This window comes from Bradyrhizobium paxllaeri, assembly GCF_001693515.2.
Lineage (GTDB): Bacteria > Pseudomonadota > Alphaproteobacteria > Rhizobiales > Xanthobacteraceae > Bradyrhizobium > Bradyrhizobium paxllaeri.
Genome location: NZ_CP042968.1, coordinates 5,761,069 through 5,780,961, shown reverse-complemented (window position 1 = coordinate 5,780,961; position 19,893 = coordinate 5,761,069). Strand labels below are relative to the sequence as shown.

The 19,893-nt window shown below is 62.8% G+C and carries 20 protein-coding genes; 11 read left to right on the top strand and 9 right to left on the bottom strand.

Going from position 1 to position 19,893, the window contains the following annotated elements; genetic code table 11:
* Positions 1-11: 11 nt before the first annotated feature.
* The 6 genes from LMTR21_RS27570 to LMTR21_RS27545 all read right to left on the bottom strand — a co-directional run bounded on the left by LMTR21_RS27570 (position 12) and on the right by LMTR21_RS27545 (position 7,339).
* Entirely contained in the window at positions 12-851 is an 840-nt protein-coding gene (locus LMTR21_RS27570; RefSeq protein WP_065756417.1) for an ABC transporter ATP-binding protein, read from the bottom strand.
* A 159-nt stretch (positions 852-1,010) separates the two neighbouring features.
* Positions 1,011-2,291: an ABC transporter substrate-binding protein gene (locus LMTR21_RS27565; RefSeq protein WP_065756423.1), complete on the bottom strand. Its 1,281-nt coding sequence runs from the start codon at positions 2,289-2,291 to the stop codon at positions 1,011-1,013.
* Between the two features lie 58 nt (positions 2,292-2,349).
* Positions 2,350-3,423, bottom strand: coding sequence for a branched-chain amino acid ABC transporter permease (locus tag LMTR21_RS27560; RefSeq protein ID WP_065756418.1), 1,074 nt, complete (start codon positions 3,421-3,423; stop codon positions 2,350-2,352).
* A 103-nt stretch (positions 3,424-3,526) separates the two neighbouring features.
* Positions 3,527-4,420: a branched-chain amino acid ABC transporter permease gene (locus tag LMTR21_RS27555; protein WP_057840860.1), complete on the bottom strand. Its 894-nt coding sequence runs from the start codon at positions 4,418-4,420 to the stop codon at positions 3,527-3,529.
* Positions 4,421-4,589: 169 nt separating this feature from the next.
* Positions 4,590-6,521: a long-chain fatty acid--CoA ligase gene (locus LMTR21_RS27550; RefSeq protein WP_065756419.1), complete on the bottom strand. Its 1,932-nt coding sequence runs from the start codon at positions 6,519-6,521 to the stop codon at positions 4,590-4,592.
* Complete coding sequence (locus LMTR21_RS27545; RefSeq protein ID WP_065756420.1) at positions 6,518-7,339, bottom strand: ABC transporter ATP-binding protein; 822 nt, start codon at positions 7,337-7,339, stop codon at positions 6,518-6,520. The genes LMTR21_RS27550 and LMTR21_RS27545 overlap by 4 nt, the downstream gene beginning before the upstream one ends.
* Before the next feature lie 326 nt (positions 7,340-7,665).
* On the opposite strand from LMTR21_RS27545, the gene LMTR21_RS27540 reads away from it, so the two are divergent.
* The 4 genes from LMTR21_RS27540 (at position 7,666) to LMTR21_RS27525 (ending at position 11,550) form a co-directional block, all read left to right on the top strand.
* The gene (locus LMTR21_RS27540) at positions 7,666-8,340 is read left to right on the top strand and encodes a Crp/Fnr family transcriptional regulator (protein WP_065756424.1); all 675 of its coding nucleotides are present in this window, start codon (positions 7,666-7,668) and stop codon (positions 8,338-8,340) included.
* 107 nt (positions 8,341-8,447) lie between these two features.
* On the top strand, positions 8,448-9,533 hold the full coding sequence (gene gmd / locus LMTR21_RS27535; RefSeq protein WP_148636064.1) for a GDP-mannose 4,6-dehydratase: 1,086 nt from the start codon (positions 8,448-8,450) through the stop codon (positions 9,531-9,533).
* On the top strand, positions 9,514-10,458 hold the full coding sequence (fcl, locus tag LMTR21_RS27530; RefSeq protein ID WP_065754230.1) for a GDP-L-fucose synthase: 945 nt from the start codon (positions 9,514-9,516) through the stop codon (positions 10,456-10,458). Before gmd ends, fcl begins: the two co-directional genes overlap by 20 nt.
* A 114-nt stretch (positions 10,459-10,572) precedes the next feature.
* Positions 10,573-11,550 carry a Bug family tripartite tricarboxylate transporter substrate binding protein gene (locus LMTR21_RS27525; protein WP_084030730.1) on the top strand — a complete coding sequence of 326 codons (978 nt, stop codon included), beginning with the start codon at positions 10,573-10,575 and terminating at the stop codon, positions 11,548-11,550.
* A 55-nt stretch (positions 11,551-11,605) separates the two neighbouring features.
* Here the strand turns inward: LMTR21_RS27525 and LMTR21_RS27520 are convergent, their stop codons facing one another.
* Entirely contained in the window at positions 11,606-12,046 is a 441-nt protein-coding gene (locus tag LMTR21_RS27520) for a hypothetical protein (protein WP_065754497.1), read from the bottom strand.
* 387 nt (positions 12,047-12,433) lie between these two features.
* Here LMTR21_RS27520 and LMTR21_RS41235 point away from each other — a divergent pair, with 387 nt between their 5' ends.
* Positions 12,434-12,700 carry a hypothetical protein gene (locus LMTR21_RS41235; RefSeq protein ID WP_084030728.1) on the top strand — a complete coding sequence of 89 codons (267 nt, stop codon included), beginning with the start codon at positions 12,434-12,436 and terminating at the stop codon, positions 12,698-12,700.
* Positions 12,701-12,765: 65 nt separating this feature from the next.
* Here LMTR21_RS41235 and LMTR21_RS27510 read toward each other — a convergent pair whose 3' ends face one another.
* Entirely contained in the window at positions 12,766-13,611 is an 846-nt protein-coding gene (locus LMTR21_RS27510; RefSeq protein ID WP_065754228.1) for a uroporphyrinogen-III synthase, read from the bottom strand.
* Positions 13,612-13,751: 140 nt separating this feature from the next.
* On the opposite strand from LMTR21_RS27510, the gene purU reads away from it, so the two are divergent.
* Positions 13,752-14,615 (top strand): formyltetrahydrofolate deformylase, encoded by an 864-nt coding sequence (gene purU / locus LMTR21_RS27505; protein ID WP_065754227.1) that lies wholly within the window; start codon positions 13,752-13,754, stop codon positions 14,613-14,615.
* Here the strand turns inward: purU and LMTR21_RS27500 are convergent.
* Positions 14,612-14,881: a hypothetical protein gene (locus tag LMTR21_RS27500; protein ID WP_065754226.1), complete on the bottom strand. Its 270-nt coding sequence runs from the start codon at positions 14,879-14,881 to the stop codon at positions 14,612-14,614. The two genes, purU and LMTR21_RS27500, sit on opposite strands and share 4 nt — an antisense overlap.
* Before the next feature lie 345 nt (positions 14,882-15,226).
* Here LMTR21_RS27500 and LMTR21_RS27495 point away from each other — a divergent pair, with 345 nt between their 5' ends.
* From LMTR21_RS27495 to LMTR21_RS27475, 5 genes are all read left to right on the top strand, one after another.
* On the top strand, positions 15,227-16,399 hold the full coding sequence (locus LMTR21_RS27495) for an ABC transporter substrate-binding protein (RefSeq protein ID WP_141688403.1): 1,173 nt from the start codon (positions 15,227-15,229) through the stop codon (positions 16,397-16,399).
* A 116-nt stretch (positions 16,400-16,515) separates the two neighbouring features.
* Positions 16,516-17,385, top strand: a complete 870-nt coding sequence (locus tag LMTR21_RS27490) for a branched-chain amino acid ABC transporter permease (RefSeq protein WP_065754224.1) — start codon at positions 16,516-16,518, stop codon at positions 17,383-17,385.
* 7 nt (positions 17,386-17,392) lie between these two features.
* Entirely contained in the window at positions 17,393-18,424 is a 1,032-nt protein-coding gene (locus tag LMTR21_RS27485) for a branched-chain amino acid ABC transporter permease (protein ID WP_065754223.1), read from the top strand.
* Positions 18,421-19,173 carry an ABC transporter ATP-binding protein gene (locus LMTR21_RS27480; RefSeq protein WP_065754222.1) on the top strand — a complete coding sequence of 251 codons (753 nt, stop codon included), beginning with the start codon at positions 18,421-18,423 and terminating at the stop codon, positions 19,171-19,173. The genes LMTR21_RS27485 and LMTR21_RS27480 overlap by 4 nt, the downstream gene beginning before the upstream one ends.
* Entirely contained in the window at positions 19,166-19,882 is a 717-nt protein-coding gene (locus LMTR21_RS27475; RefSeq protein ID WP_065754221.1) for an ABC transporter ATP-binding protein, read from the top strand. The genes LMTR21_RS27480 and LMTR21_RS27475 overlap by 8 nt, the downstream gene beginning before the upstream one ends.
* The last annotated feature ends 11 nt before the right edge of the window (positions 19,883-19,893 follow it).

Here is a 19,893-nt window from a genome sequence, read left to right as displayed (position 1 = left end):
TTTGAATTTGCTCACAGCCACCGCTTTCGCCGCTTGAAGCTCTTCAGGTTCTTGAAGCTCTTGCGCTGGTCGCCGGCGCCGCCGAGGTAGAATTCCTTGACGTCCTCATTGTCGCGCAATTCTTCGGCCGTGCCGTCGAGCACGACCTTGCCCTGTTCCATGATGTAGCCGTGGCTCGCCACCGACAGCGCCGCGCGCGCGTTCTGCTCCACCAGGAGAATGGTGACGTCGAGATCGCGGTTGATCTCCTTGATGATGGAGAACACTTCCTTGACCAGAAGCGGGGAGAGACCCATCGACGGCTCGTCCATCAGGATCATCTTGGGGCGCGCCATCAGCGCACGGCCGATCGCCAGCATCTGCTGCTCGCCGCCGGAGAGATAGCCGGCTAGCCCGGTGCGCTCCTTCAGCCGCGGGAAATATCTGAACACCATGTCGATGTCGTCGGCGACCTCGTTGTCGGTGCGGGTGAAGGCGCCGAGCTTGAGGTTTTCGATCGATGTCATGTCGGCGATGATGCGGCGGCCCTCCATCACCTGGAAGATGCCGCGTCGGACGATCTTGTCGGGATCGATCCCGTTGATGCGCTCGCCGTCGAAGACGATTTCGCCGCGGATCACTTCGCCGTCCTCGGTCTTGAGCAGGCCCGAGATCGCCTTCAGCGTCGTCGATTTGCCGGCCCCGTTGGCGCCGAGCAGCGCCACGATGGCGCCCTTCGACACTTCGAGGCTCAAGCCCCGCAGCACCAGGATGACCTTGTCGTAGACCACCTCGATGTTGTGGACGCTGAGCAGCGGGGCGGTCGGTGCCGCTGACGGTGCAGGTCGATTGAGTTCGGTTGCTTCAGTCATATCTCGTCTCATCACCTCTTGCCGTCATCACCCGCGAAAGCGGGTGATCCAGTATTCCAGAGGCGCCTGCGATCGATCGAGAAGCCGCAGCGTACTGGATCCCCGCCTTCGCGGGGATGACGACGGAGTGTTGGGGATCGCCCGGAGGCGATCCGGGAATTACCAGCCGAGCCACTCGGGCTTGCGCGGCAGGTCAATGGTCTTCACCTTCTCCATCTTGATGCCGCCGTTCTTGACGAGATCGTTGAGCGGGGCATCGGTCGCGCCGGCGACCTTCATGCGATAGAGATCGACCTTGAGCGTGCCGCGGTGATCGGTCTCGGTGAAGGTCGAGGGGTTGCAGATGCCTTCGCCGCCGGCGGGCACCCAATCCTTCTTCTGGTAGAAGCCCTTCTTGACGTTCTCGCCGGTGGCGCCGCCGTTCTTGGCAGCCCATTCGACGGCTTCCTTCATGTAGAGCGCGGTGCAGACGCCGGCGATGTAATGCACGGGACGGTAGGCGGTGCCGGCCGTATCAGACATCTTGGAGATTTCCGTAAAGGTCTTCATGCCGGGTGCGTTGCCGCCCCATGCCACTGCAGTGCGCAGCGGGAACACCACGCCGTCGGCGGCAGCGCCGGCGGCCTTGGCGGCGTTCTCGTCCATGCCCCAGACGTTGCCGAGGAACTGCACGTCGACGCCGGCGGCCTTGCAGGCGTTGAGTACGGAGATGTTTGAGCCGGCGGTGTTGCCGAGATAGGCGTAGTTCGCGCCCGAGCTCTTCAGCGTCAGGCACTGCGCGCTGTAGTCGCCGGGCGTCAATGCGAACACGATCGGCGGCAGCAGCTCGAAGCCGAGTTCGGCGGCAATCGCTTCACCCGCCGCCTTCGGCGCGTTCGGATAGGGGTGGTTGGCGCCCATATGGACGAACTTCGGCTTGCCGGGCTTGCCCTTGGACTTCCAGTCCTCGGCAGCCCAGGTCAGCATGCCGCGTACCGCGTCCGAGTAGCTAGGACCGTAGAAGAAGTTGTAGGGCGCGGGCTTGGCCTTGCCGCCGGCGCCGGTGGGATCGGAGAGCGCTGCGGCATAGGATGCCGAAATATCCGGGATCTTGTCCTGGGCCAGGAATCCCGTCAGCGCTTCTGTATCGGCGGTGCCCCAGCCGAGAATGGCGGAGACCTTGTCGGACCCCGACCATTTCTTGTACTGCGCAATCGCGCGCGGAACCTGATAGCCGTAATCGACGGTATCAAGGTTGACCTTGGCGCCGTTGATGCCGCCGTTCTTGTTGATCCATGCATAGGTGTCGGCGACCCCCTGTCCAAACGGCGTTCCGACGTCCGAAGTGGGCCCTGAATAGTCGGTCAGATGCCCCAGTGCGATCGGCGCCTGGGCCGATGCCGCGGTAGAACCCAGCAGCAACGCAAGCGAGGCGGTGCTCAATAGAGTCTTCATCGTCATGGACATAGTCCTCCCGGTTACTTCTCGAGGTCTTCTCGTTGTTCGTCCCGTTCCGACCTCAATGCGAGAACGGGTAGAGTTTCCAGTACGCCTTGATCTGCCGCCATCGATGCGCCAATCCATCCGGCTCGAACACCAGAAAGACGATGATGATCACGCCGATGGCCATCTCGCGCAGGAAGGCGATGTTGTTCTTCAGTCCAAGAAATTGATCGATCGGGCTGTCGCGCAGCGCGACGCTCAGCCATTCCATCGATTCCGGCAGCAGCACCATGAAGGCCGTGCCCATCAGCGTGCCCATGATCGAACCGAGGCCGCCGATGATGATCATCGCGAGGAAGATGATCGAGCGATCGATGCCAAAACCTTCGTTGGAGACCACCTGATTGTAATGCGCATAGAGCGCGCCGCCGACGCCCGCAAAGAAGGCGGCGAGGCCGAACGACAGCGTGCGATATTTGGTCAGGTTGATGCCCATGATCTCGGCGGACAGGTAATGGTCGCGCACCGCGACCAGCGCACGTCCGTCGCGTGAACGGATCAGGTTCGTCACCAAGAGATAGCAGACGATGACGTAGGCCAGCACGACATAGAAGTACTGTTTGTCGCCGCGAAGCATGTAGCCGAAGATCGAGAACGGCTCGGCGCTGGCGGGCACGCTGCCGCCGGTGAACCATTCCGCGCGGGCAAAGAAGTCGAGCAGGATGTACTGCGCGGCCAGCGTCGCGATCGCGAGGTAAAGCCCCTTCAGCCGCGCGGCGGGCAGGCCGAAGATCAGGCCGACGGCCGCCGTGACGACACCCGCGAGCGGAATGCAGAAGAAGACGGGAATGCCGAACCGGTTCGAGAGATAGGCCGAGGTGAAGGCGCCGAAGCCGAAAAAGGCGGCATGGCCGATCGAGATCTGGCCGGTGAAGCCGACGACGATGTTGAGTCCAAGCGCTGCGATGCCGAAGATGCCGATCTGGATCAGCAGGCTGAGCGCGTAGGCGCTGACGACATGGGGCGCAAAGCAGATCAGGACGATGCCAAGGATCATCGCGTTGCGGCTGGTGGTGGTCGGAAACGCGGTGGTATCCGCCGCATAGCTGGTGCGGAAATCGCCGGCGGGAATGAGAGTCTGGCCTGCCATGGGCTCTACTGTCCGTGCCGCTTGATATGAGTCACTGGCCCGCCTCTTTTTGTTTGGGCATGATCGTTACCGAAAACCGGTTCCCACTTTTCGGCGATCATGCCTACACCCGCTCGATGTCTTTGGTGCCGAACAGGCCGTACGGCTTGATCATGAGAATAATGATGAGCGCATAGAACGGTGCGATCTCGTAGAGATTGCCCCAGTGCAGATATTCGCTGTCGAGAAAGTGCGCGACGTTTTCCAACAGCCCGATGATGATGCCGCCGAGCACCGCACCGCCGACGCTGTCGAGACCGCCGAGGATCGCCGCCGGAAACACCTTCACGCCATAGGCGGAAAGCCCTGCCGACACGCCGTTGACGACGGCCACCACCACGCCCGCGACGGCGGAGACGGTAGCCGAAATCGCCCAGGCCATCGCGAAAACGCTCTTTACGGAAATGCCGAGCGACTGCGCGACCTGCTGGTTGAACGCGGTCGCGCGCATCGCGAGACCATATTTGGAGAGGCGGAAGAACCACGCCATCCCGATCATCATCGCTACCGAGACCGCAAGGCTCATCAGATAGACGGTCTGCACCTGCAGCCCGAGGATGTTGATGTTCTGGGTCTGGAAGATGCGCGGGAATGGCTGCAGATTGACGCCGAACATCCACTTCATCAGCGCTGAAAATACCGTCGACAGCGCGATCGTCACCATGATCACGGAAATGATCGGCTCGCCGATCATCGGCCGCAGGATGACGATCTGGATCGCGATGCCGAACAGGAACATGAACACCAGCGTGATCGGCATGCCCAGATAGAACGGCACCTGGTATTTGGTGAGCAGCCACCAGCACACCCAGGCGCCGACCAGCAGCAGTTCGCCTTGCGCGAAGTTCACGACCTGCGTCGCCTTGTAGATCAGCACGAACGACATCGCGACCACGCCGTAGAGCGTGCCGACCACGAGGCCGTTGACCAGGAGCTGTATGAGAAGCTGGGTGTTCATGCGCGAGTGGCTCGGCTGGTGATGGTGGGGCTCATGGAATGCAACGGACCCTCATTCGTCATGCCCGGGCTTGTCCCGGGCATCCACGTCTTGCTTGGTGGTTGCAAAGAAGACGTGGATGGCCGGGACAAGCCCGGCCATGACGGCCGTGGCAAAACGTGTTTGTTCATCATTCCGCGGCCTCCGCCATGGACGCTGGCCCGCCGAGATCGACGACCCGGAGCGTGGTCCGGATGCGCTGGGTGGTGCCGTCCTGGAAGCGGATCACGGTGTCGACGGGAATGTCGCTCTTGCCTCCGTAGATCGCGTCGATGATGTCGGCGTATTTTTCGTTGATGACGCTGCGGCGGACCTTGCGGGTGCGCGTCAGCTCGCCGTCGTCGGCGTCGAGTTCCTTGTAGAGCAGGAGGAAGCGCGATATGCGCTGCGCCGGCGGCAGCGTCGCGTTGACGCCCTCGACCTCCTTGCGGAGCAGCGCATAGACCTCGGGGCGCGAGGAGAGGTCGGTATAGGTGGTGAACGAGATACGATTCTTCTCCGCCCATTTCGAGATGATCGAGTAGCGGATGCAGATCATCGCCGCCAGCGTGTCGCGGCCGGCGCCGAGCACCACGGTCTCGGCGATGTAGGGCGAGAACTTCAGCTTGTTCTCGAGATATTGCGGCGAGAAGCGCTCGCCGCGCGAGGTCTCGGCGAGATCCTTGATGCGGTCGATGACGACGAGTTGCCTGTCCGCGTTGAAATAGCCGGCGTCGCCGGAATGCATCCAGCCGTCCTTGATGTCGGCGACCGAAGCCTCGGGATTCTTGTAATAGCCGAGGAACATGTTGGGATGGCGCACGACGATCTCGCCGACGCCGTTGACATCAGGATTGTCGACGCGGATCTCGATATCAGAGGCCATCGGCACGCCGGTCGTATCAGGATCAACCTTGCCGGCCGGATGCAACGTGTAGGCTCCCAGCAGTTCGGTCTGGCCATAGAGCGTGCGCAGCGGGACGCCCATCGCCTGGAAGAACTTGAAGGTATCCGGTCCGAGCGCAGCGCCGCCGGTCGCAGCGGAGCGCAGCCGCGTGAAGCCGAGCCGGTCGCGCAGCGCGCGGAACAGCAACTGATCGGCAAGTATCGAATGCTTGCCCTGCGCCAGCGCCGAAAGCCCGGTCTTCATGCCGACGTCGAACAGCTTTTGCTTCAGCGGCGAAGAGTCCATCACGCCGGCGCGCACGTCGGCGGCGATCGATTCCCAGAGCCGCGGCGCGAACAGCACGAAAGTCGGCGCGATCTCGCGGAAATCGTGCATCATGGTCTCGGGCTCTTCGACGAAGTTGACCTTCATCCGGCAGAGCAGCCCTTTGCCGAGCGCGTAGACCTGCTCCATGATCCACGGCAGCGGCAGCACCGAGACGTATTCGTCCTCGGGCCCCTTCGGATCGAACGCCAGATAGGTCGCGCAATGTTTCAGCACGCGTCCCGCCGCGAGCATCGCGAGCTTGGGGTTCGCCGTCGTGCCCGAAGTGGTGCAGAGGATCGCGACATCCTCGCCGTGGGTCTCGTCCACCAGCCGGTCGTAGAGACCGGGCTCGCGCGCGGCGCGGTCGCGGCCCATCTTGACCAGCTTTTCCGCTTCCATCAGCCGCGGATCGTCATATTTCCGCATCCCGCGCGGATCGGAATAGACGATGTGCTTGAGGTTGGGCGCGCGGTCGGCCAGCGCCAGCAGCTTGTCGACCTGCTCCTCGTCCTCGGCGAACACCAGCTTGGCCTCGCCATAGCTGAGCAGATAGGCCGCTTCCTCATCCAGCACGTCGCGGTAAAGGCCGAGGCTCATGGCGCCGATGGCATGCGTTGCGATTTCTGCCGCGACCCAGTCGGGGCGGTTGTCGCCGATAATGCCGATGACGTCGCCGCGCTTGAGACCCAGTTCGATCAAGCCGAGCGCGAAATCATGGACCCGCGTCTGGTAGTCGCTCCAGGTGAAGATACGCCACAGCCCGAGGTCCTTTTCGCGCAGCGCAATTTCGCTGCCGTGCTCTTTCGCGTTGAGGCGCAACAGCTTCGGAAAGGTATCCGCTTCGGCGGCGCGTCCGGCATAGTCCATCATGCCGCACTCTCCCGCGGTGCCGGCTTGTCGTCGGGATCGACCAGAACCTCGTCCTCTTCGCCGAGATAGGCGCGCTTCACATGGGGATCGGCGAGCACGGACGCCGGATCGCCCTCGGCGATCTTGCGGCCGAAATCCAGAACCATGACGCGGTGCGAGATGTCCATCACCACGCCCATGTCATGCTCGATCATCATCACGGTCATGCCGAACTCTTCGTTGAGATCGACGATGTAGCGCGCCATGTCCTCCTTCTCTTCGAAGTTCATGCCGGCCATCGGCTCGTCGAGCAGGATCAGTTGCGGCTCCAGCGCCATCGCGCGCGCCAGCTCGACACGCTTGCGCAGGCCGTAGGGCAGGGTGCCGGCGGTGGCCTTGCGCACCGACTGCAGGTCGAGGAAGTCGATGATCTCTTCCACCTTGCGGCGGTGTTCGAGTTCCTCGCGCCGGGCGCCGGTCAGCCAGTACAGGGATCCCGTGATGAAATTGTTCTTCAACAAATGGTGCCGCCCGACCATGATGTTGTCGAGCACGCTCATATGATGGAACAGTGCCAGGTTCTGGAAGGTGCGGCCGATGCCCAGCCGCGGTCGCGCGTTCGGGTTAAGGCCGGTGATGTCCTTGCCCCGATAGAACAGCTTTCCTTCGGTCGGTTTGTAGCGGCCAGAAATGCAGTTGACGATCGAGGTCTTGCCGGCGCCGTTCGGGCCGATGATCGAGAACAATTCGCCCTCGTTCACGCCGAAGGAGACCTCGGTCAGCGCGCGGACGCCTCCGAAGCGCAGCGATACCCCGCGCACTTCCAACGTATGAGCCACTCATTCCCTCCAGATGCGGCGCTTGGGCAGCGCTCTTTATCTTACGTTTGCAATGTCTAACGCTTGCAATTGCATGTGCGATCCTACATCGGCGATGACGGGCAGGCCATCCGACTATCGGTGTCGGCCGTTGCCCAGCGTCACGCGCGGTAGTGTCGCACCCCGCCAGCGCGCCATTGGCTGCGCGTGCCGAGGTGGCCCTCCTTAGGGCAATGCGATAGTTTGAAATGTCTTTTGCCTGACAATTCGTCGGGAAATTTTGCCGGACTGCATTTCTGTTGCGGTGCAGCAAGGGAAGCGATGGGGATGCGACGGTCGATGCGGTCATGATTGCTGCGGAATATCTCAAGCGCATCGCGGCCTGGTCGCGTGAACTGAACGAGCGGGAAATCGAGGCCGCGCGTGCCGGTATCGTGGAGAAATCCTATCGCGCCAACGAGCATATCTTCATGCGCGGCGACTCCTTCGAGTACTGGACCGGCGTTGTGACGGGCCTTGCCCGTATGAGTACCGTGTCGAGCGGCGGCAAGGCTGCGACCTTCGCCGGCCTCACGGCCGGCGCCTGGTTCGGCGAGGGCTCGATGCTCAAAGGCGAGCCGCGCCGTTACGACGTGGTGGCGTTGCGGGACACGCGGCTGGCGCTGATGGATCGCGCTACCTTCTTCTGGCTGTTCGAGAACAGCGTCGCGTTCAACCGCTTTCTGGTCCGGCAGCTCAACGAGCGGCTCGGCCAATTCATCGGGGCGCTGGAGCATGGCCGTACGCTGGATGCGACCGGCCGCGTGGCGCGGTCGATCGCCTCGCTGTTCAATCCGATCCTGTATCCGGACATGACCCGACATCTCGAGATCACGCAGGAAGAAATCGGAGCGCTCTCCGGTATCTCACGGCAAAATGCCAACCAGTGCCTGAAGCGGCTGGAGAAGGAAGGCTTGCTACGGCTCGAATATGGCGGCGTCACCATCATCGAACTCGAACGCTTGCGCCATCATGGCGATTAGACCGCTAAGATCCTGATTTCAAACGGCTTTGGGAATAGACTTGGCGGGGGTCGAATGCTATGGCCTGCGCGACGGGCACGTTTGGAGAAGACATGGCGGCTGAAGACATGGCGGCTCAGGATTCACAGCGGCGCGTGGCGCTGATCACCGGCGTTACCGGGCAGGACGGCGCCTATCTCGCCGAATATCTGCTCGGCCTCGGCTATGAGGTCCACGGCATCAAGCGGCGGTCGTCCTCGTTCAACACCGCGCGCATCGATCACCTCTACCAGGATCCGCATTCCCGCAACGTGCCGTTCCTGCTGCATTACGGCGACATGACCGACTCGACCAACCTGATCCGGCTGATGCAGCAGATCAGGCCGACCGAGATCTACAACCTCGCCGCCCAGAGCCATGTCGGCGTCAGCTTCGAAAGTCCGGAATATACCGCCAATGCCGACGCCATCGGCGTGCTGCGGCTTTTGGAAGCGATCCGCATTCTCGGCATGGAGAAGGAGACGCGGTTCTATCAGGCCTCGACCTCGGAGCTCTACGGCCTGGTCCAGGAAGTGCCGCAGAAGGAGACCACGCCGTTCTATCCGCGCTCGCCTTACGGCGTCGCCAAGCTGTATGGCTACTGGATCACGGTGAACTACCGCGAGGCCTACGGCATGTTTGCCTCGAACGGTATCCTGTTCAACCATGAGAGCCCGATCCGCGGCGAGACCTTCGTCACCCGCAAGATCACCCGCAGCGTCGCCCGCATCGAGGTCGGTCTCGAAGACACGCTCTATCTCGGCAATCTCGACGCCAAGCGCGACTGGGGCCATGCCCGGGATTATATCGAGGGCATGCACAAAATCCTGCAGGCGGACGCCCCCGACGACTTCGTGCTGGCGACCGGCGAGACCCGGTCGGTGCGCGAATTCGTCGAGGTGGCGTTTGCCGAAGTCGGCCGCCACATCGAATGGCGCGGCCAGGGCGTCAACGAGACCGGCGTCGACGCAAAATCCGGCAAGACCATTTTGCGCATCGATCCCGTCTATTTCCGGCCGACCGAGGTCGATCTTCTGGTCGGCGATGCCAGCAAGGCACGGGACAAGCTCGGCTGGAAGCCCACAACCTCCTTTGCGCAACTGGTCAAGGAAATGGTCGCGAGCGATCTCGCAGAAGCCCGGCGGGAGGTCGCCAATGGCAAGCCTGCCGTTTGAGCTGAAAGGCAAGACCGTCTACGTCGCCGGCCATCGCGGCATGGTCGGCGCGGCACTGGTGCGCCGGCTGGCTGCGGAACACGTCGAACTCCTGACCGCGACCCGAAGCGAGGTCGATCTGCGCGATCAGGCTGCAGTGAACGCGTGGTTCGCCGCCAAACGTCCGCAGGTGGTGTTTCTGGCCGCGGCCAAGGTCGGCGGCATCGTCGCCAACAACACGCTGCGCGCCGAATTCCTCTACGATAATCTCGCAATCGCTTCGAACGTGATCCACGCGGCGCATGTCAGCGGCGCCGAGAAGCTGATGTTCCTGGGCTCGTCCTGCATCTATCCCAAGCTGGCGCCGCAGCCGCTGCGCGAGGATTGCATGCTGACGGGGCCGCTGGAACCGACCAACGAGCCCTATGCGATTGCCAAGATCGCCGGCATCAAGATGGTGGAGGCCTATCGCAGCCAGTATGGCGCCGACTTCATCAACGTGATGCCGACCAACCTCTATGGCAGCGGCGACAATTATCATCCCGAATACAGCCATGTCGTCGCCGCGCTGATCCGCCGTTTCCACGAGGCAAAGCAATCCGGCGCCAGGGAGGTCGTGGTTTGGGGCACCGGCACGCCGCGGCGGGAATTCCTCTATGTCGACGATCTCGCCGACGCCTGCATCCATCTGATGAAGACCTATTCGGACAGCGAACTGGTCAATATCGGTACCGGCCAGGACATCACCATCGCCGAGTTCGCCCGCGTGGTCGCGGCAACCGTGGGTTACACCGGCGAGATCAGCTTCGACACCTCACGCCCCGACGGCACGCCGCGCAAGCTGCTGGATGTCAGCCGGCTGGCAAAACTCGGCTGGCGGGCCAGCACCTCCCTTGAGGACGGCATCAGGCTCGCCTATCAGGCGTTCCTGAGCGAGACGAAGTGACGCGGTGAACCTTCCGCCTCCTACTTAAGAATATTCGGCTTCGCGACGTCGCGCAGGTAGGATGCGCGCACCCAGGCGTGCCGCAAGAGCCGCCGGTGCGTCGGAGGAAGCATGATGAAGATTCAGCGTCGTCAATTTCTGCAACTCGCAGCCGGTGCGGCTGCTGTTCCGCTCACAGCTGCAAGCGCAAGCGCGCAGGCCTATCCGGCGCGGCCGGTGCGCCTCGTGATCGGGTATACGCCCGGCGGCTCGGCGGACCTCACGTCGCGCCTGATGGGGCAGTGGCTGTCGGAAAAGCTCGGCCAATCCTTCGTCATCGAGAACCGGCCGGGTGGCGGCACCAATATCGCGACCGAGTCCGTGCTGCGCGCCACGCCCGACGGCTATACGCTGCTGCTGGTCGCGCCGGCCAATGCGATCAATGCCACGCTGTACGACAAGCTGCCGTTCGATTTCATGAAGGAGGTGGAGCCGATCGCCGGCATCATCCGCTTTCCCAATGTCGTGGTGGTGCATCCCTCGCTGCCGATCAAGACGATTCCCGAACTGATCGCCTACGCCAAGGCCAATCCTGGCAAGCTCAACATGGCGTCGTCAGGCAACGGGTCGACGATCCACATGTCGGGCGAGCTGTTCAAGATGCTGACCGGGATCAACATGCAGCATGTGCCCTACCGGGGCGGCGCGCCGGCGCTCACCGACATGCTCTCCGGCCAGATGCATGTCATGTTCGACAACCTTCCGACCTGCGCCGAGCACGTCAAATCCGGCAAGCTGCGGGGGCTTGCGGTTACCAGCACGACGCGCTCGGACGTGTTGCCGGATCTGCCGCTGGTCGCCGATTTCCTTTCCGGTTACGAGGCGAGCGCCTGGTACGGCCTCGCCGCGCCGAAAGGTACACCGGCGGAAATCGTCGACAGGCTCAACAAGGCAGTCAACGAAATCCTCGCCGATCCCAAGGCGAAGGCGCGCTTTGCCGAGATCGGCGCCATCCTGCTGCCGGGCTCGCCCGCCGATTTCGGTAAGCTGGTGGCTGACGAAACCGAGAAGTGGGGCAAGGTGGTCAAGTTCGCCGGCGCCAAGGTGGACTAGGCGGCGAAGGCGTCAAACTAGCGAGCAAGCCTGCGCGGCTTCGCTGGTATGATCTTCACCAGGTACCGTAGCCAAACCAGCCATAATGCGCTGGCCGCGCCATCATGAACTCATGCGGCGCCCTGCGCTTCTTCGCCGGTTTGCGGTGGTGCTGCTGCTTCACCTCACGCCTTCTTGAATCTGATGCCCGGGGTTGGACAGCGTCAGACGGTCGCAATTGCGCAAAAGCCTCCCGCGCTTTCGGGACATCGGCGACTGTCGTTGCTGGATCGGAAACATTTTGCTCCGCGTTCGCAATCTTCTGGGGGACGATTGTTGGAACGGTGGTGTCGTAAACCACGCGCTCCGGCAACTTCTGCTCGGAATGGATGCGGATGGTGACCGGACTCGAACTTGCCTCGATGGCAAGTGGCAGCATCGGCAAACAGGCACTCGCAATAAGCAGCAGCGCGAGCAGCGCTCCGCCAACATAGATGAAATACCGGGCCAGGGGCATACGTCGCTCCGCGGCCCCCCTGTCATGCATAGTTGAGGGTTTCGTCCTGCGACCCTTGATCCAGATCAAGTCTCGGCTTGTTCGCGGGCAGGTGACCGGTTTGCCGTAAGAAGCGGAACCTTGTGCAAGTAGGCCGCATCTTCCACCCATGCGAGCCTGAACGAGATCAGGCGGCGTTTGGTGTCAGACGCCAGGTGCAGGAAACCCAAATCCGCTACCCCCGATGACTGGCAGCGCCACGATGCGTCTGATCTCTCCTGATCAGGATTTCCCGCTGCTGCGGCGGCGTTGATCTAGGTCAATCACTGCAATCGAGATGCAGTTCATCTGCGTCCGGAGTAACCAGCAGCGTTCTGGGTGCCTTGTTTCAACTCGGGAGGAAACCCAATGAAATTAGCTCGTCCAAAATTCATTCTGCTTGCGCTGGGCTGCGGCATTTTTGGTACGATCGAGTGGTCGCGGGACAACGGTCTTGCGTTATCCGTTCAAAGCGCTGAGGCCAGAGTGGGACGACCGGCAACGCCAATGAGCGTCGCGGGTGTCGCTCGTCGGACAACAAGACGCGCTGTCGTTGGCGGAGCGGCTGTCGGCGCGGCTGCAGCAGGCACAGCCTGCGTACGCGTGCTTGTGAACGGCAGATACGTATGTCGCTGATGCGTATCTTGCCGGTGGTCGCAGGGCCGCCGGAATTGCCGAACGTATGACGCCGCCTGCGCGCGTCAGCCTCTCGCTGCCGCGCGCGGCGGATTCTTGCCGAGCGCCGCCGCCATCGCCGAGATCAGCGGTCGCATGAAGAAGGCATCCTCGGCCGGATAGATATCGGTGCGCAGGCCGTGAGACTTGAGTTCATCCGATACCGCAGGTCCGACGGAAGCGATCGGCGTGCGATCGAGCCCTTCGCGTAACCGATCCTCGCAACCTTTCGCCCGCGCGACTTCCATCAGGCGGCGGATCTGGCCGAGATTGGTCAGCGCGATCGCGTCGATGCGGCCTTCGGCCATCTCGTCGATCGCGGCGATGATGTTCGCGTCGGCCGCCTGCGCGTCATAGGCATAGGGCAGCACGCTATCGACGTCGGCGCCTTGCGCCTTGATCTTGCCGATCAGGACGCTGTGATCCTTATCCGGGTAAAGTTGCAGGCCGAGGCGGTGGCCGCTGAGGTCGAGGCGCGACAGCATTTCGGCGATGCCTTCGGAGGTCGGCTTCTCCGTCGTCATCTGCGGCTCCAGCCCGATTTCGCGCAGCGCCTTGCCCGGCTTGGGCCCGCGGGCGAATTTGCGCGCCTTGCCGAGCGAGGCGACGAACGCCTGTTCGGCACCGATGCGCCGGACCACCTTCATCAGCCGGCGCAGGCCTTCGCCCGTCATCAGCACGATGTCGTCAAAGGGCTTTTCGATCGACCGCCTGATCCAGGCTTCGACCGGCGCCGGGTCGGGCGCGTCGTGGATAGTGAACATCGGACATTGCAGCACGTCGGCGCCCTGCTCGGTGAGCAGGCGGGAAAACTGCGCTTCCTCGCGCGTTTCCAGGATCAGGATACGGTACCCGTTCAATCTGTCAGCCATGATCTCGCTCCAACGCTTTTGCTTCGCGCTTTGTTCATCCTGACCCCGGTTTCCGGATTGGCGCAAGCGCGTCTGCGGTGATAGAGCAGGGCGCAAATCCGAGGTTTCACCCTTCTGCCTGAATTGTAGTCAACGCCGCCATGCCCGATCATCAATTCGTCCTGACCCTGTCCTGCCCGGATCGCCCCGGAATCGTTTCCGCGGTGTCGACCTTTCTCGCCCATAACGGGCAGAACATCCTGGACGCCCAGCAGTTCGATGACGTCGAGACCAAGAAATTTTTCATGCGGGTGGTGTTCACCGCCGCCGATCTCGCGGTCGAACTGCAGGCGCTGCAGACGGGATTTGCCGCGATCGCCGAGCGCTTCGGCATGGACTGGCAGATGCGCGACCGCGCCAACCGCCGCCGCGTGATGCTTTTGGTCTCCAAATCGGATCACTGCCTGGTCGACATTCTCTACCGCTGGCGCACCGGCGAGCTCGAGATGATCCCGACCGCGATCGTTTCCAATCATCCGCGCGAGACTTACAGCTCGCTCGATTTCGGCGACATTCCCTTCCACTACATGCCGGTGACCAAGGAAACCAAGCGCGAGCAGGAAGATGCGGTCTGGAAGCTCGTCCAGGACTCCAGGACCGATCTCGTGGTGCTGGCGCGCTACATGCAGATCCTGTCGGACGAAATGTCGGCCAGACTGTCGGGGCGCTGCATCAACATCCACCATTCGTTCCTGCCGGGCTTCAAGGGCGCGCGGCCCTACCACCAGGCCCATGAGCGCGGCGTCAAGCTGATCGGTGCCACCGCGCATTACGTCACCCGCGACCTCGACGAAGGCCCGATCATCGACCAGGACGTCGAGCGCATCAGCCATCGCGACACGCCCGAAGACCTCTCGCGCAAGGGGCGCGACATCGAGCGCCGCGTGCTGGCGCGCGCCATGCGCCATCACCTGGAGGATCGCGTGATCCTCAACGGCCGCAAGACTGTGGTGTTCATGGATTAGCGCGGCGTGGCCGGCGCAGGCTGTTCTTCCTTGTCGCGTTCGGAAGCCGGCAGCAGGCGCTTGCGCTCGCGCTCCCGCATGTACTCGTCGTACTTTGCGGTGCCCGGGCGCGGTGGCGCGTCCGCTGGCAGTCCGCCGATCGCGGCCGGAATGGAGTCGCTGACTCCCGCCGCGATCTTCTCGTTGATGGTCCCACAGCCGCTCAGTCCGCAGCCCGCAAGGGCTACGGCCAGGATCGTGGCAATATGGCGCGCGCTGGTCGGCATCGGCAGAAGTTTACGCCTTTCACCTTTAAGGATGATGGATTTAGGGCGCCCCATTCCGGGAACTCTGCGGTCGCGCTTATTCGTTGACAGGACCATTTCATTTGTACAATCGTACAAATAGGGCGCCGTGTCCGGCAGTCCTGACGTTCGATAGTATTTAGATACCCAACAGAAGGGCGCAAGCGGCGCGCGTGTGTCGCGGGCACGCCCATCGTCCGATTGACAACAGGACACTCCGGGACGCCATGTTGCCGCGCTACCCGGCGGAAAAATCTGGGTTATGGTGAGATCAAGGGCCGGGGACTCGGTTCGAGGACACAAGGCCGTTCAGGGGGAGGGATGCTCATGTCTATTCGCAGTCAACTATTGCTGGCCGCAGGCTCGGTCGCCGCGATGCTGGCGCTTGCGCCGGCGCAGGCCCAGGAGACCGTCAAGATCGGCCTGATCCTGCCGATGACCGGCGGCCAGGCGTCGACCGGCAAGCAGATCGACAACGCTGTCAAGCTCTACATGCAGCAGAACGGCGATACCGTCGCCGGCAAGAAGATCGAGGTCATCCTCAAGGACGACGCCGCGGTTCCCGACAACACCAAGCGCCTCGCGCAGGAACTGATCGTCAACGACAAGGTCAATTTCATCGCTGGCTTCGGCGTGACGCCGGCGGCACTCGCGGCGGCGCCGCTGGCGACGCAGGCCAAGATTCCGGAAATCGTGATGGCGGCGGGCACCTCGATCATCACCGAGCGCTCGCCCTATATCGTCCGCACCTCCTTCACGCTGGCGCAGTCGTCCACCATCATCGGTGACTGGGCTGCCAAGAACGGCATCAAGAAGGTCGCAACGCTGACCTCCGACTACGCGCCGGGCAACGACGCCTTGAACTTCTTCAAGCAGAACTTCACGGCCGGTGGCGGCGAGATCGTGGAAGAGGTGAAGGTGCCGCTGCAAAACCCTGATTTCGCTCCGTTCTTGCAGCGCATGAAGGACGCCAAGCCTGACGCCGTGTTCGTGTTCGTGCCGGCAGGCCAGGGCGGCAACTTCATGAAGCAATATGCCGAGCGCGGGCTCGACAAGTCGGGCATCAAGGTGATCGGCCCCGGCGACGTGATGGACGACGATCTGCTCAATGGCATGGGCGACGCGGCGCTCGGCACGGTGACCGCACACCTCTATTCCGCCGCGCATCCCTCGGCGGCCAATAAGGAATTCGTCGCCGCCTACAAGAAGGCGTTCGGCCAGCGTCCCGGCTTCATGGCGGTCGGCGGCTATGACGGCATCCGCCTGATCTACGAGGCGCTGAAGAAGACCGGCGGCAAGACCGACGGCGATGCGCTGATCGGGGCGATGAAGGGCGCAAAGTGGGAAAGCCCGCGCGGCCCGATCTCGATCGATCCGGAAACCCGCGACATCGTGCAGAACATCTACATCCGCAAGGTCGAGAAGGTTGACGGCGAGCTCTACAACGTCGAATTCGCGACCTTCGAGGCGGTGAAGGATTCCGGCAAGACCAAGAAGTGACCGAAGGTCATTCCGGGGCGCATCGAAGATGCGAACCCGGAATCTCGAGATTCCGGGTCTGGTCCTTCGGACCATCCCGGAATGACGAGTGCTGCTGAGAGGCTCAACCCCATCCTATGACCACGCTGTTCACCATCCTGTTCGACGGTGTTGCCTACGGCATGCTGCTGTTCGTGCTGGCCTGCGGGCTGGCGGTGACGCTCGGCCTGATGAATTTCGTCAATCTCGCCCATGGCGCGTTTGCCATGGCCGGGGGCTACATCTGCGCCGTGCTGGTCAACAACCAGGGCTGGCCGTTCTTTTCGGCGCTGCCGCTGGCATTTGTTTCGTCCGCGCTGATCGGCGTCGCGCTGGAGCGTACGCTCTATCGCCACCTCTACACCCGCAGCCATCTCGACCAGGTGCTGTTCACGATCGGCCTGACCTTCATGTCGGTGGCGGCGGTCGACTACATCATGGGATCGTCGCGGATCTTCATCAAGCTGCCGGCGGCGCTCGAAGGCCAGTTCGATTTCTTCGGCGTCGGCATCGGCCGCTATCGGCTGATGATCATCGTGATCTGCGGCCTGCTTACGGTGGCGCTGCAATTGATCCTGGCGAAGACCCGCTTTGGCAGCCGCCTGCGCGCGGCCGTTGACGATCCCCGTGCCGCCAGCGGCCTCGGCATCAACGTGCCGCAGGTCTTCGCCTTCACCTTTGCCTTCGGCTGCGGCCTTGCAGGGCTGGGCGGCGCGCTGAGCGCCGAAATCCTCGGGCTCGATCCGTATTTCCCGCTAAAATTCATGATCTACTTTTTGATCGTGGTCACCGTCGGTGGATCCTCCAGCATCACCGGGCCGTTTCTCGCCTCGCTACTGCTCGGCATCGGCGACGTTGCCGGCAAATATTATGTGCCGAAGATGGGCCCGTTCGTCATCTATACCATCATGATCGTGATCCTGATCTGGCGCCCGAACGGCCTGTTCGGCCGCGCCGCCGCGCGATGAGCCCGCGATGACCGCTGTTTCCGACGTCTCCTCCCACGCCATCGCCCGCGCCCGCTGGCACCCGGCCGAGATCGTGTTCTGGGTTCTCGCGTTGTCCTGTGCGTTCCTGTTTCCGTCGCGCTATCTGATCATGACCGACATCTTGCGGCTGGCGTTGTTCACGCTGTCGCTCGATCTGATCCTTGGCTATGCGGGGATTGTTTCGCTCGGGCACGCGGCCTTCTTCGGCGTCGGCGCCTATTCCGCCGGGCTGCTGGCGCTGCATGGCATCATCAACGAGCCTGTCATCGCGCTGGTCGTCGCCGGCCTGGTCGCCATGGTGCTGGGCTTCCTCACCAGCTTCCTCGTCATCCGCGGCGTCGACCTGACGCGGCTGATGGTGACGCTCGGCATCGCGCTGCTGCTGGAGGCGCTGGCGGAACGGTTTTCGAACATCACCGGCGGCACCGATGGGCTGCAGGGCATCGAGATGCAGCCGATCCTCGGTATGTTTGCATTCGACATGTTCGGCAAGACGGGCTTCTTCTATTCGCTGATCGTGCTGTTCCTGCTGTTCCTGCTGGCGCGTCGGATCGTGAATTCGCCGTTCGGCCTGTCGCTGCGCGCGATCAAGAACAATCCGTTGCGGGCTTCCGCGATCGGTGTGCCCGTCAACCGCCGCCTGATCGCGATCTATACGGTGGCGGCGTTCTATGCCGGCATTGCCGGCGCACTGTTCACCCAGACCACGGCGCTGGCCTCGCTTGACGTGTTCGCCTTTGAGCGCTCGGCCGATCTGATGCTGGTGCTCGTGATCGGCGGTACCGGCTATCTCTACGGTGGGCTGATCGGTGCTGTCGTCTTCAAGATGCTGCAGGAACTGTTTCAGACCATCACGCCGCAATACTGGCTGTTCTGGATCGGGCTGGTGCTGGTGGTGATGGTGCTGGTCGGCCGCGAGCGCATTCATCGCTGGGTGCTTTGGGGGCCGAACCTCATTATCCGTCAGGTGTTCGGGCGCAAGGCCGGCGTCGCTGTTCCCGAAAGCGAGACGCCATGACGATTGCGCTGGAAACCAGAGGTTTGGAAAAATCCTTCGGGGGCCTGCGGGTCACCCGCGATCTGTCGTTGAAAGTGGAGCAGGGCGCCCGCCATGCCCTGATCGGGCCGAACGGCGCCGGCAAGACCACCGTCATCAATTTGCTCACCGGCGTGCTCAAGCCCAATGCCGGACAGATCCTGCTCGAAGGCAATGACATCACCAACCTTGCGGTTCACAAGCGGGTGCTGCGCGGGCTGTCGCGCACCTTCCAGATCAATCAGCTCTATGCCGACCTGACCCCGCTCGAAACGATAGGGCTCGCCGTCTCCGAACGTCTCGGCCGCGGCGGCGACTGGTGGCGGCGGATGGGGACGCGGAACGACGTCAACGAGGAGATTGCGGAAACGCTCGGGCGTTTTCACCTGCTTGACGTGATGAACGAACCAACAGCGACGCTGCCCTACGGCAAGCAACGGCTGCTGGAGATCGCGCTTGCGATCGCGACCAAGCCCCGCGTGTTGCTGCTCGACGAACCTGCCGCCGGCGTGCCCGAAAGTGAGCGTCACGACATTCTGGCTGCCGTTGCGGCGCTTCCCCGTGATGTCACGGTGCTGCTGATCGAGCATGACATGGACCTCGTATTCTCGTTCGCCGACCGCATCTCGGTGCTGGTCAACGGCGCCATGCTGGTGGAGGGTCCGCCGGACGAAGTGGCGCGGGATCCGCAAGTGAAGGCGGTCTATCTCGGCGAGGCTGCGGATGTCTGATCTTCTCGACATCGATGCCTTGCGCGCCGGCTACGGCGAGGCCGTGGTGCTGCCCTCGATGTCGCTTTCGCTCGGCGAGGGCCAGGTGCTGGCGCTGCTCGGGCGCAACGGCACCGGCAAGACCACGCTGATCAATTCGATCGTCGGCATCACCCGTCGTTTCGGCGGCACGGTAGCGCTCGGTGGACAGGACATCACGGCGATGCGCCCGGACCAGCGGGCGCGGGCCGGGATCGGCTGGGTGCCGCAGGAACGCAACATCTTCCGCTCGCTGACGGTCGAGGAGAACATGACCGCGGTGGCCCAGCCGGGTCCGTGGACGGTCGATAAGGTCTACGAGATGTTTCCGCGGCTGAAAGAGCGCCGCAGCAATTTCGGCAACCAGCTATCCGGCGGCGAGCAGCAGATGCTGGCGATCGGCCGCGCGCTGACCCTCAACCCGAAAGTCCTGCTGCTGGACGAGCCGACCGAGGGGCTGGCGCCGATCATCGTTGAGGAATTGTTAAAGGCGCTGGGTACCATCACCCGCTCGGGGGGTATCTGCTCGATCATCGTCGAGCAGAACGCGCAAAAGATTCTGGGGCTGGCCGATCGGGTTGTGATATTGGAACGCGGCGCAATCGTGCATGATGCGGCAAGCCACGCGCTGAAGGCCGATCCTGCGGTGCTCGAACGCTATCTCGGCGTCGCCGGCGCCGCCGCGCACTAGATCCGCCGCGC